Source organism: Paenibacillus sp. J22TS3 (genome assembly GCF_018403205.1).
GTDB lineage: Bacteria > Bacillota > Bacilli > Paenibacillales > Paenibacillaceae > Fontibacillus > Fontibacillus tuaregi.
On the sequence record NZ_BOSF01000005.1, the window covers coordinates 111,860 to 124,816 of the forward strand.

Annotated in this window: 9 protein-coding genes; 2 read left to right on the forward strand and 7 right to left on the reverse strand. The window is 44.0% G+C overall.

The features are described 5' to 3' along the window. Positions 1–12: 12 nt before the first annotated feature. Positions 13–852 (reverse strand): AraC family transcriptional regulator, encoded by an 840-nt coding sequence (locus KJS63_RS16925; protein WP_213620186.1) that lies wholly within the window; start codon positions 850–852, stop codon positions 13–15. 522 nt (positions 853–1,374) lie between these two features. Between KJS63_RS16925 and KJS63_RS16930 the strand changes: the two genes are divergently transcribed. Beyond that, complete coding sequence (locus tag KJS63_RS16930; RefSeq protein ID WP_213620453.1) at positions 1,375–3,531, forward strand: alpha-galactosidase; 2,157 nt, start codon at positions 1,375–1,377, stop codon at positions 3,529–3,531. 54 nt (positions 3,532–3,585) lie between these two features. Here the strand turns inward: KJS63_RS16930 and KJS63_RS16935 are convergent, their stop codons facing one another. The 4 genes from KJS63_RS16935 to KJS63_RS16950 form a co-directional block, all read right to left on the reverse strand. After that, entirely contained in the window at positions 3,586–4,818 is a 1,233-nt protein-coding gene (locus KJS63_RS16935; RefSeq protein WP_213620187.1) for an RICIN domain-containing protein, read from the reverse strand. Positions 4,819–5,090: 272 nt separating this feature from the next. Further along, positions 5,091–5,954, reverse strand: coding sequence for a glucose-1-phosphate thymidylyltransferase RfbA (gene rfbA, locus KJS63_RS16940; protein WP_213620188.1), 864 nt, complete (start codon positions 5,952–5,954; stop codon positions 5,091–5,093). A 5-nt stretch (positions 5,955–5,959) separates the two neighbouring features. Then, a complete protein-coding gene (locus tag KJS63_RS16945; protein WP_213620189.1) occupies positions 5,960–7,165 on the reverse strand; it encodes a macrolide family glycosyltransferase in 1,206 nt (401 codons plus the stop codon). A gap of 6 nt (positions 7,166–7,171) precedes the next feature. Continuing rightward, complete coding sequence (locus KJS63_RS16950) at positions 7,172–8,629, reverse strand: MDR family MFS transporter (RefSeq protein WP_213620190.1); 1,458 nt, start codon at positions 8,627–8,629, stop codon at positions 7,172–7,174. Between the two features lie 178 nt (positions 8,630–8,807). Between KJS63_RS16950 and KJS63_RS16955 the strand changes: the two genes are divergently transcribed. Beyond that, the gene (locus KJS63_RS16955) at positions 8,808–9,293 is read left to right on the forward strand and encodes a MarR family winged helix-turn-helix transcriptional regulator (RefSeq protein ID WP_213620191.1); all 486 of its coding nucleotides are present in this window, start codon (positions 8,808–8,810) and stop codon (positions 9,291–9,293) included. A gap of 215 nt (positions 9,294–9,508) precedes the next feature. Here KJS63_RS16955 and KJS63_RS16960 read toward each other — a convergent pair whose 3' ends face one another. Continuing rightward, entirely contained in the window at positions 9,509–10,795 is a 1,287-nt protein-coding gene (locus KJS63_RS16960; RefSeq protein WP_213620192.1) for an MFS transporter, read from the reverse strand. A 226-nt stretch (positions 10,796–11,021) separates the two neighbouring features. After that, positions 11,022–12,953: a fructose-1,6-bisphosphatase gene (locus tag KJS63_RS16965; RefSeq protein WP_213620193.1), complete on the reverse strand. Its 1,932-nt coding sequence runs from the start codon at positions 12,951–12,953 to the stop codon at positions 11,022–11,024. Positions 12,954–12,957 lie beyond the last annotated feature (4 nt).

Below are 12,957 nucleotides of genomic sequence, written 5' to 3' on the forward strand. Positions count from 1 at the left end.
AATATAGTAAAATCAAATGTGGTTTCTCCGGTAATCGCTTGGAGATATCCCTATCATATTTTTGAAGGCACGCGAAAAAGTCAGTTGGTCCGAATAACCAACGGAGTTGGATACAACCTGGATGGAATAGTTAGTCTGCTGCAATAGCTCACATGCCTTTTTAATCCGGATTCTCATTAAGTACTGCTTTGGCGTTTCACCCGTTTCCTGCCTGAAGAGAGCTGTCAAATAATTGGGATGAACGCCGAGATACTGTGCAACTTCGTTGATTTGTATTCCAGAATTATAGTTTTTCTCTATATAATTAATCGCTTGGACAGAGTACGTAATCTTTTCCTTTTCAAAAGGTTCTCCTGATTCATGCACCAGTCTCGCAAGGATTTGGTATAAGTACCCTTGAATAGCCAATGAGGAGGCAAATGTATTACGACTTCCTATCCGAAGCATTTCATCTATAGTCGAATGAAAAAAAGCAATGTCATCCACATCAATGACATATCGATGATCCTGGCCTTGAGCGATGTTGTGCAGGTACATTTCGGAGTTAATGCCCATAAACCCCACCCAGCAGTATTCCCAGGGATGCTTCTCATCGGCTTGATAATACGCCACTTGATTTGCAGGAATTAAAAAGGCCTGTCCCTTCTCAATTTCGTAGGTCTCATCCCCCAATATCAGCTCTCCTTTTCCCTTTAAAACAAAGTGAATTAGATTAAAATCCCTTGCGATGGGGCCAAAATCCTGTTTAGGTGTGCAAAGTTCAGTGCCACAGTTGTACAAGATCAGATCCGAAATATTTTTATGTTTTGTGCTCGTTCTTGTATCAACAAATTGTGTCATATTCTCCCCCATGGTTAACCTCCGTTTCAGCATATTCACCCTTTATGACAACACAAGACTGAAACTTAATATAGCATAAATTAAGAATCACCACACACCTTTCAAAAAACAATCGAGACGGCTTTGGTTTTGTTCTATCTTTGTTTTTGCCATGTTTCTCTTAAGAAAAATTATATATTAAAGCTACGGCTTTTGTTAATCTAAATCCCATGACCTGACGCTTCTACTTACTATGGTTCCCGGGCTGATCACCTTTATCGCCATATTTCCAATGAAGAATTATGAACTGACGGAGAAGATGAACAGTAGAGTTGTCCAAGAGGTCCGAAGAAGACTGCCCAACACGACTTATCAACCAGAAACGTCTCCTCCTGCCAAATTTAATATGTAGAGATCAGGCTGAATCCAATCTTTAAAGGAGTGTTTCTCTTGAATTTGTATGCCCATCATCCAAACTTAACCCATATTCAGATCAATGAACAGGAATTGACGTTCCATTTAACCAATGATTATTGCAGTTACCTATTTCGTGTTATGGAAAATGGGCAGCTGGAGCATCTATATTACGGCAAATCGATCAAGTACTTGGACCATTACGATCGGTTCATTGAACGAAGCTACCGACCGGTGTCAGTCGGTGAGTTCACAGGAGATTTGATCCACTCCCTCGAAAGTATTAAACAGGAGTTTCCTTCTTCAGGGAGTGGCGATTTCAGAGAGCCTGCCGTAGAAATTCTCCAGGAAGACGGATCGCATGTGATGGAATTTAGGTACAGTTCGTTTGAGGTGCTTGCTGGCAAGCCGTACATCCCCAACCTGCCAGCCACCTTCTGCAAGGACTCGCAGGATGCCCAAACACTCCGGATTACATTAACTGACGACTTAACCGGAGCAACCGCTATACTTACCTACACCATTTTCAATAACCTGCCGGTCATTGCACGATCGGTATCTATAACTAATCTTGGAGAAGATCCAATAAGGGTAAACCGTCTCATGAGCGCGAGCTTAGATCTCCCCGACTCCGAATTTGAAATCATTCAATTATCTGGTGCCTGGGGCAGGGAACGCCATTTGTCACGCAGACCGATTCGTCCGGGAATCCAAGCGATAGGCAGCACTAGAGGAATTAGCAGTCATGTGCACAATCCGTTTCTTCTACTCTGCAGACCAGGGACTCAGGAGCACTGGGGAGAAGCATATGCTGTGAATCTGGTCTACAGTGGCAACTTCCTAGCTTTGGCAGAGGTTGACGCATACTCTATCACCCGACTTCAGGCCGGGGTTCACCCCGATAAATTTTGCTGGACGCTTAACCCTGGTGAATGCTTTTACTCACCGGAAGCAATATTGGTCTATTCGGACCGTGGCTTTAACGGGGTAAGCCAGGCATACCACAGTTTATATAATAAACACCTGATTCGCGGGAATTGGGCAGAGCTGGAGAGACCCGTGCTAATGAACAATTGGGAAGGCACTTATTTCGATTTTACGGAGCAACAAATTCTTGAAATAGCCCGACAAGCAAGCGAACTTGGTATCGAATTAATGGTCTTGGACGATGGCTGGTTTGGTCGCAGAAACGATGATACCTCTTCCCTCGGCGACTGGTTTGTGAATCCGGACAAGCTGCCGAATGGAATATCTTATCTGGCAGAGCAGATCAATCGGCTTGGCATGAAATTTGGACTGTGGTTCGAGCCTGAGATGGTGAGTCCAGACTCCCACATTCATAGGGATCATCCGGAATGGGTAGTTGGCGCTCCTGGTCGGACACGCAAACAAGGAAGGCACCAATATGTTTTAGATTTTTCCCAGCCTGAGGTGGTGAACTATCTCTTCGATCTAATGGATGAAGTACTCTCTTCGGCCAATATTGAGTATGTAAAATGGGACATGAACCGCTGTATCTCAGAAGCTTATTCCTCGGGTCTTGGAAGTGACCGGCAAGGAGAATTTTTTCACCGCTACATCATGGGTGTGTATGCCTTGTACGACAAGCTCATCGCCAAGCACCCTAAGATTCTGTTTGAATCTTGCGCTTCCGGTGGCGGTAGGTTTGACCCGGGGATGCTGTACTATGCCCCTCAAACCTGGACGAGCGATAATAGTGAAGCTATCGAGCGGTTAAAAATTCAGTACGGCACTTCGATGGCATACCCACTTAGCACGATGGGCGCACATGTGTCCTCTATTCCAAACCATCAGATAGGCAGAACCGCGCCGCTGCAAACGAGGGGGCATGTCGCCTTCTTCGGTGTATTGGGATACGAACTGAATCCTCTACAACTTACAGATTCAGACCGTAAGATCATTAAGGAGCAAATACAAACATATAAGCGATACCGCCGTTTAATTTCTAAGGGCACGTTCTACAGGCTCCAAAGCCCTTTTGAAGGCAATGAAATCGCCTGGATGACTGTAGATGACAACGCAGATCAGGCACTGGTTGGCTGGTACCAGGTACTTTCTCGCCCCAATGAACCGTATTGGCGGCTAAGGCTAACCGCCTTGTGTCCTGAAGAAATTTATTATGTTGAAGAACTAAATTCCTACTATTCGGGTAGTGAGTTAATGAACGTTGGACTATTGCTCACCCCTCATCCTTCAGATCATCAGGATTTTAATATTATAGAGAAGTGGGATTTCGCCTCACGAATGTTTACATTAATCAAAAAATCACTTAAATAACAATAAAGCAGCAAATTTCCGTTTTGGCGGAAACCGCTGCTTTTGATTTGTGCCTTAATTGATTTTGGTTAAGGCCCATTTCTGGGCATCTGTGCCGTTATCTGTCCACTGCTGAACGGCCGCCCCATCCGCTGTGGATGAACCGGATACGTCAACGACGAGCCCGTTAACTTTGGAAACCAGCTTGTAATAGCCCCCGCCGGCATCAACGATTCTCCACCTTTGCGCGTTCGTTCCATTGTCATCCCACTGCTGCAGCTGGACACCGGCCGCCGTTGATGAATTCGGCACATCGAGAACTTTGCCGCTGTGTACGGCAGTAAGCTTGTAATAGCCGTCACCTGTGCTTTCGATCCGGAATTGCTGGTTGCTGGCCGTATAATTCGTCCACTGCTGGATTTTGGCGCCACTTGCCATGGACACGTCGGTGACATCCATCACTTTTCCGCTAACCTTGGAGGCCAAGGTATAGACTCCGTTACTGATCGTACTGGACTGGCCATTGTCTTGATACACACGGACATAGTCCACGAGCATCTGGGACGGGAATGGTGTCGAATTGTTCGGAGAACCCGGCCAGTTGCCGCCGACCGCCAGGTTCAAGAGCAGGAAGAACGGCCGTTGAAATTCTTCAGTGTTGCCGGTACCGTTCTCGATATAGAACTCATTGAATTGCTGTCCGTCAACGAACCAGCGGATATACTTCGAATCCCATTCGACGCTGTACACATGGTATTGGGAAAAATCAAGGTTGCCCGATTCTTTGCCGTAATCTGCTTGCCCTCCCGCATCCCAGTGGACGGTGCCGTTCACAAAGGGGTTGTTATTGACCCGCTCCATGATGTCCGTTTCCCCGCAGTATGGCCATCCAACCGTGTCGAAGTTGCTGCCCAGCATCCAAAACGCCGGCCACAGGCCTTGTCCTGAAGGCAGCTTGATCCTAGCTTCTATTTTTCCGTACGTAAAGGTTTTGAGGTTCTGCGTTTTGATTCGTGCCGAGGTGTAGTTCATTCCGCCGTAAGCTTCTTTTCTTGCCGTTATTACGAGATTTCCTCCGGTAACCTGCAAGTTCTGCGACCGATCCGTATAGTATTGAAGTTCGTTGTTCCCCCACCCACCGTTGCCGGTACCAATCTCCGGAGTCCAGTTGGAACGGTTCAGCGTGCTGCTGTCGAATTCATCACTCCATACCAGCTTCCAGTTTGGAGCTGCACTCGCCTGATTGACAGGAATTAAAGCAATCATAAGACTGATCATGATGATTACGCATAGTCCTTTTTTCAGCATCTTGTTCCCTCCTCTTCATATTGGGAAAACGTCATAGACACTTTAAAGAAGATCTGACCTGCATCATCAATGAGCTCACAATCGGGACGGAAATCACCTCGCTTTATGTTGGTTTGGCACAGCGGCAGGGAAATCTAGAAGTATAAATCTACTAAAGCAAGCGCTTACACTGCTAGTATATCCGGTTTAAATAACATTAACAACCTTTATTTACATTTATTTGATATAACAAATTGTTTGTTTTGATACGTGGGACTAAATATATTTGGATGTCATTCAGCAATACTTATGAGATATTGGCCATAATCAATTTTACTTAGCGGTTTAGCCAATTCTAATAACTGGTGTTTGGATATATATCCGTTCCGAAAGGCAATTTCCTCAATACAAGCTACATACAATCCCTGCCTTTTTTGAATGGCTTCAATATAATTACTGGCTTCCATTAAGGATTCAATTGTCCCCGTATCTAACCACGCGACACCTCTCCCCAGCAGCTGCACATGGAGTTTTCCTTGCTGCATATAGGCTTCATTCACGGACGTTATCTCCAGCTCTCCCCGTGCAGAAGGTTGAAGCTGCTTGGCTATTTCAACTACATGATCATCATAGAAATACAATCCCGGTACGGCATAATTCGATTTTGGCATTTGCGGTTTTTCTTCAATGGAAATGGCAGTGCCTTCACTATCGAATTCAACCACCCCGTAGGCTCTAGGATCTTTTACATAATAGCCAAAAATCGTAGCGCCTTCTTGCCTTTGAGCAGCCTTTTTAAGGGTAGCGCTGATGCCCTGTCCATAGAAAATGTTGTCTCCCAGGATCATACAGACCGAATCCGAACCTATAAAGGCTTCACTGATAATAAATGCCTCCGCTAGCCCTTTCGGCTGTTCTTGGATCGCATATTGAAGGGAAATACCGAGTTGGGTGCCATCTCCCAAAAGCTCTTGGTAAAGAAGAATATCTCTTGGTGTAGAAATAATTAATATTTCACTAATCCCCGTTAACATGAGGATTGATAAAGGGTAATAAATCATAGGTTTATCATAAACCGGAAGAATTTGCTTGGACACAGACTTTGTTAGTGGATATAGACGAGTTCCTGATCCGCCCGCTAGTATGATGCCTTTCATTTAGATCACCCCTCAATGCCTGTTTCTTTTTTCATCATAAAAATCTCATCAACCGCTTTTTTATAACCCCCGGCTGATTTAAAGGAATCACTGATCTTCCCCATGTTCTCAAGGTAGCTTGAATCACTCATAACTTGTTCAATTGCATTTTCAGGAGTAAGGGTTTGGGCATCAAGGTAAATTGCTGCTCCTAATTCTTCAGCCCTGCGGGCCATCTTCGGTTGATCTGCCCCCAGAGGAATCGCTGCAAAAGGCACCTGATAATACATCAGATCGCTGATTGTATTCATACCCGCATGGGTAATGGCCGCATTGGCAACCTTTAAGATTTCACATTGTGGGACGTAATTTCTGACGATAAAATGATCAGGGATCTCAAATTGCGTCAAATTTACATTATGAGCGGCCATTACAACAACCCCGTCCCAATCCGCAAAGCTTTTGAAAAATATATCATACAGAGCGAGGTTGGAACTGCTAAATACGGTACCAAGTGAGATATATAGGACCTGCTTTCCTGCTAATTTCTCAAAAGGAAAATCTAAATTTTCATGACGATCATAAACGGGAGGTCCGATGAATGTAAGCTTACCGTCAAAAAATTGTTCAAGAAATTCCCGGTCTGATTCGGAAATGAAATATTCCGATGTATAAACAAGGTTCATATCCCCCCGATTAAACAATAGATGCATGATATTATCTGGCAAATTAATGGAATAAGCTGCTTCTAAGGTGCTGGAAGCCTCTTGATAGGAGCCAAGTATCTCTTGAAATGGTGCAATCTGATCATCATCTTCCTCATGCTGGTCATCTAGAATTTCTTTGAGTCCAGTAAACACGGGCCAGGTTGAAATAGAGGGAATTTGTAAAATTTTCGCCACCACATTACCGAACGGAAAGGCCGCAGAATAAATCATATAATCAAATTTTACACCTGCAATTTTGCTGAACATATCATCAACAATAGAAGTGCTTGCTTTGGCTATTCTGCTAAGTGAATCAAGCAGCCCGCCCATTCCCTCCATTTTGAAAATGTTCAAATCTTCGTTATATTTTTGAAATATTGCTCCTGTTCGTTCAACCTTCTCTTTGAAATCCTCGGAAGAAAAATAAATCACTTTTTCACCGCGTCTGACTAGTTCGCTTACCAACCCTAATGAAGGATTTACATGTCCATGTGAGGGAATGCTTAAAAAAAGTACATTTGCCATACGAAATCATCCTTTTTCAATTATTTTTTTGGATTTCATTTCTGACTTTCGCAAAAACAGGCTCATGATTACACCACAAATAGCTAGTATCATGGACAGGAAAAACGTATCACCGAATCCTGCTGCCATTGCCCCAACTTGTGCCCCTGGCAAATCTGTATTGATCTGAGCCGAATGATTCTGAATTTGGGTTGTTAAAAATCCCGACATAGCTGCAATAGCAAAGGAGCCAAAAACTTGTTGAACAGATGTGGTAAGCGGAGTAACTCTGCTTATAAATTTCTCTGGAGCAGATTTCAAAACATGCGTGCTGAGCGGCATCGTTGCCAATCCCTGCCCAAGACCCATAATAGAGATGCAGCCGATCAATAGATACAGGCTGCTTGGTTCCTGAATTGCCGATAAACCTGCCAAAGCAGTCGTCAGCAATACAAGTCCTGTAAATACCACAGGCTTTACACCGTATCTATCAAACAATTTGCCGCCAATCACCATCCCGGTGAACGATAAAATAGCTTGAGGGATGACAACCAACCCTGATTCAAATGGTGTAAATCCTTTAACTTGCTGTAAATATAACGGGATTAACAAAGATGATCCGGCTAATGCCATCCAGTTCAAGCAGGTTAAGATCACGCCTTTGCTGAATTCTCGAGAACGAAAGGAACGAAGTTCAAGCAGCGGTTTTTCTTTTCTGATTTCGACTAGGATGAAAATAACTAAAAGAATTAACCCCAAAATGATAAAAATAATAGAGGAAGGATTGCCCCAATTCTCGCTTCCGCCAATATGCACACCATAAATCAAAGAAGAGAATGACAGTGGAGCCAAAATGGCACCCCAAATATCCAATTGGATACGTTTTTCCACATTGGAATCTGGAAGGAATTTTGCACCCCAAGCAAGTGTAAATATACCGATAGGAACATTAATGAGAAAAATCCACTGCCAGTTCATATACTCTAAAAGCCATCCCGACAAGACAGGTCCTGCAATAGGAGCAATTAACATAGGCAGCCCTAATATCCCCATTACGGAGCCTCTTTTATCTGGAGGGGCCAGTTTGAAAGAAAGCGCCATACTGATTGGAGCGATCATGCCTCCGCCTATTCCTTGCAGAATTCGAAACAAAATTAACTGCGAGGGTGTAACGGCAATTGCACATAGTACAGAGCAACCTGTAAATAGGAAAATGGAAGTTAGGATCACTTTTTTTGCTGTAAAGCGGTCTGAAAACCAGCCTGCCAAAGGGATTACAGCAGATAAAGCAAGGGTATATCCACTAATCGCCCACTGTATCGTCTTTAGATCTGTTTGAAAGCTTTTTTCAAGATGTGGAATCGCTACATTCATAACGGTACTATCCAGCATGACGAGCAGCATTCCGGTTAAAATGGCTAATAATGCAGGCAATATGCTGCGAATTGAAAATTGTTTCTGGCGTGCGATTGTTTCATCGGCCATGATTGATCAATTCCTCCTTCAATATGGTGGACCGGATAATTTAAATAACACCTCCCTGTACACAAGCCTTGGAATGAAGTAAAATGATAAATATGGAGTAAAAACATAATGAGTATACTCATCAATTTCGCGATAAAGTGAGTATACTCTCTATTTAATTTAACGTCAAGGAGGATTTATGACTGATTTTGAAGCATCATCTGCCAATGGAGAGCTGTCAGCACATGACTTAATACACCTGCTGCTTAAAACGACTCATTATCTTCAGCAGCAATTCGAAAAAGGATTATTAGCCTACGGCATGCCAGATGAATTAACCGGTCCCAGACTACGCGTTCTGATGGAGATTTCCTCAGCTGGCAGCATAAGAATGAATGAACTTGCTAAGAAACTGGGGATTAAGGCTCGGACGGTTACCCAGTTTATCGATGCACTGGAGAAGGAGCATTTTATTGTGCGAAACCCCGATCCATCCGATCGTCGTGCTACCATCCTTCAGCTCACAGATCATGCAAAGCCTCATATTGAAAAGGCAGAAGAAGTCATGGTGGAAGTGTCGGAAAATTTACTTGAGCATCTTAGTAAGGAACAGCAAAATCAATTGCGTGATATTCTATTACACCTTGGATCATCTGAGTTGCATTCAATTGATAGTACAAAATAAAAAGCTTCAATTTAAGATTATATAAAATGAACTTATGAAGGTTACCCTTTAGGAGCGCTGCGATCGGTATATTCCAAAGTTCGTTTTATATAGAGCAATAAATATCACCTCTACGTAAAAAATGGCCAACTCCTGTGAGTTGGCCATTTTTTTGCTTATATCCTGAAATTTTTGCTGGTTTTGTTCTTATGTCTGAAGCAGGGTAAATTGTCCACTCAAGAAGCTGTAGACACATTATCATGTGCAGATTGGTCCCGGAAGGCTCGGAGGCTAAGCAAGCCTACCACGAGCGCCAGCATGGTCAGGCCGGCCGCGAACAGATAGAGATTTACGATCCCGAAGTATTCGGCAAGCCCTGCCATACCTAATAACGAAATGCAAAATACTAGATGTAAAAGTGAAGCTTGAGCAGATAACACCTTGGGCAGCAACAGTCTGGTTACACTGCGCTGAATCAGGGTGCGCCGGTTAATAGCGGAGAGCTCCGCGAAAGGCCCCATCAATATAACGTAAATAAGGGCAATAGAAGGCTGTGTGTTGAGTGCGTAAAGTGCGGTCAGAACCCCGTAACCCGCCATGCCAATCATCATGGTTCCGAGATAGCGGTTACCTATGATCCGTGTCAGCGTCAGCACCAACAGCCCTCCGCCAATTGTACCTGCAAAATAAGCGGCATTAATGAAGCCCCACCATTCTTCACCTTGTCCAAGTGCGACTTGAACGAATGCAAGTGTAAAGGCACCTACCCACACTGAACCACCGAGCATGTCAATGATGTCCATAAACGTAAGCACCCGCAGGCGAGGCATTTTCCATATCATCTTCCAGCCCTCGGTTAGCCCATGCCATCTAGATGCGCCTTGAGCCGATGTATGGTCAGATGGCACCGCGCTTAATCCCATGCTTTCGACTTCCGAATTCGCCGGTTCTCTAACGCCCAGTGTGAATACCGCCGCTAAGCCATAAATGGCAACCGTTAACAGTAAAGTGTGCCCAGCTCCCATAAATGCAACCACTACGCCGCTTAGTCCCCAACCCGCGAATTGTACGACCTGATCGCTAACGCTAAGCAGTTCGTTGGCTTTAAGCAGGCCTTGCTCATGCGTCACCAGACGCGGAATAAGTGCATTTCGAGCCGGGGTAGTCCATCCGTCAAGAAAGGACATCACGAATACGAGCGCAAATACCAAGACAAACGATGAGGCCTCTCCATTAAGCTGCAAATAAATGGCCAGGCAAACGAACAGCAGGAATTGCCCCACTTGTGATAACAAAAGAAGCTTGGTTAACTTAAAGCGATTGATCAATAGAGGCGCAATCAGACTGCTCAGCATTTGGGCTCCGCTGCGCATCAGCGGCATCAGCGCTGCCGATACGAGAGAGTCAGTACGGTCAAGTACCAGCACCGTAAGCGCCATAATGTAAAGTACATCAGCTGCGTTCGCGGCGGTTTGGGTTGTCCATAGGAAATAAAAAGGGCGAGTCAAATACGATGACTTCATAGCAGGTCTGTTCTCCGTTCTAATTGATTTACATTATTAACTAAGTGCTAGAATTGTTAACAAAACATGGCAGTCAAAAATTAAATTACTTCATTTAGAACGGTTTGAAAAGAAGAAACGGGATACCAGTAAGGTAATCGGATCTTAATATGACATAAAAAGATAGCCGACTCTATTGAGTTGGCTATCTTTTTTAGCTCTCCAGAATTATTTCATTTCAGCTGTTTCATTTCATGTAGCGATATTCCAGGAGATCCTTCAAATTTGAGATCTTCTGCTGCAGCTCCTCCCCGATATTCGTTTCCCTTACCAGCTTCCGCTCCAGTTCTTTGTCCACCAGCCTTTTTACAGATAAGACGTCCGTTCCGTTACATAACACATCTTCTTTTGATTTAAATTTATTATGGGCGACGAGCTGCATGCCAAAGGAATTATACAACAAGGTATATCCGGCGATGCCCGTTGTGGATTGATAGGCTTTGGAAAAACCGCCGTCAATGACGATCATTTTCCCATTCGCTTTAATCGGGTTCTCTCCACGAATTTCTTTAACTGGGGTGTGGCCGTTAATGATATGTCCATGATCCGGATTCAAGTCAAACTCCACCAGAATTTTCCAGCAGATCTCTTCATTTTCACGTAAATGATAATAAGGGTTCTTTCTTTCCTTATGGGTTTCTTTATCTTGGATAAAATACCGTTCAAAGGTGGTCATTTCTCTCTTCCCAAAGAGCGAGGAACGCTCCCCTGTCCAGATGTACCATACCATATCCGTAGCCAGATCGTCCGTCTCCTCCGGATGCGCAAAGGCATAACGTAAATAATATTCAAAAACATCGATCAGCCGACGGCCTGAATATGTCTTGTCTTCAATCTGCATCTCTTCCATGTTGCCTTGTTCATCCAAAGGAATACAGCCGTGGATTAGCAGATTCCCGTTGTATTTTAAATAAAAGCTGCCTTTCTTCATAAGAAAATTCATATGTCTGGCCAGCTTTTCGGAATGCTGAACGGAGAATAGCAGCTTCTCCATCACCTGCTGTTCTTCCTCCAGCAATTGTTCAGGCTGCTGCGGATTAACGGTCCTGAAGCAGGTGTTTTCCAACGGATAAGTTTTTCCGCCGATCTTGATTTCATTTTTGTCGTAATCGATCTTCTCAAGCAAAAGCCTCTCAGACATATTAAAGTAAGGCCGTCTCTTGATAATCGGGATTTCAAGCTTGAATTGGATCATGGCAATGGCTTGATGAATTTTGGTAATCTGCAGAATTTCCTGTTCTGATAAATTATGGCCGGCTTGCAGCTTTGGCCTGAAAGCTGGATTGTCATCATAGTATTGCTCCGCCAAGTTCAGCAGCGGACGAAGATTAATTCCATACACATCTTCGATGATGTCCAAATTGTCGTATCTGGCACAGATTCGGATAATGTTCGCAAGGCAGACGAGGGAGCCTGCATAAGCGCCGATCCACAGGACATCATGATTTCCCCATTGGATGTCTACAGAATGGTAGCTGATCAGCGTGTCCATAATTTTATCGGGGTCAGGGCCACGGTCATAGATATCTCCGACCACATGAAGATGGTCAACCACCAAGCGCTGGGTTGTATAAGCAAGACCGATAATAAGCTTATCAGCCTGGCCCAGGGAGATAATTTGCCGGTATATTTCCTCATAATAAGGATCCTTATTGGTGGTCGAATCCGTCTTGTATAGAAGCTCTTCTACAATATATACAAACTGCTCCGGCAGAGCTTTGCGCAACTTCGAACGTGTATATTTGGAAGAAGCATAAGAAACGAGCTTAAGCATATGTTCAATCGTTTGTCTATACCACCGGTTCAAGGCATGTTTATTGCACAGCTCTGCTTTAACCAGTTGTATCTTGTCTTCTGGATAATAAACTAACGCCGCAAAATCATTGATTTCATCCTCTGCCCAAACATCACGGAATAAATCTTTGATTTTCTCTTTCACATTGCCCGAACCGTTTCTTAGTACATGCTGAAAAGCATGAAACTCCCCGTGCAAATCACTGACAAAGTGCTCAGTTCCTTTGGGGAGATTGGAGATCGCTTCAAGGTTAATGATCTCTGTTATGACTTTTTCTTCCGTATCATATTTGTGGGCCAATAAATCTAAAAACTGCGCATCCAAAACA

Bases quoted from the DNA above. Each gene is read 5' to 3' on its own strand.
- KJS63_RS16925 (WP_213620186.1), bottom strand. From the start codon at position 852: ATGGGGGAGAATATGACACAATTTGTTGATACAAGAACGAGCACAAAA.
- KJS63_RS16930 (WP_213620453.1), top strand. From the start codon at position 1,375: ATGGAAAATGGGCAGCTGGAGCATCTATATTACGGCAAATCGATCAAG.
- KJS63_RS16935 (WP_213620187.1), bottom strand. From the start codon at position 4,818: ATGCTGAAAAAAGGACTATGCGTAATCATCATGATCAGTCTTATGATT.
- rfbA (WP_213620188.1), bottom strand. From the start codon at position 5,954: ATGAAAGGCATCATACTAGCGGGCGGATCAGGAACTCGTCTATATCCA.
- KJS63_RS16945 (WP_213620189.1), bottom strand. From the start codon at position 7,165: ATGGCAAATGTACTTTTTTTAAGCATTCCCTCACATGGACATGTAAAT.
- KJS63_RS16950 (WP_213620190.1), bottom strand. From the start codon at position 8,629: ATGGCCGATGAAACAATCGCACGCCAGAAACAATTTTCAATTCGCAGC.
- KJS63_RS16955 (WP_213620191.1), top strand. From the start codon at position 8,808: ATGACTGATTTTGAAGCATCATCTGCCAATGGAGAGCTGTCAGCACAT.
- KJS63_RS16960 (WP_213620192.1), bottom strand. From the start codon at position 10,795: ATGAAGTCATCGTATTTGACTCGCCCTTTTTATTTCCTATGGACAACC.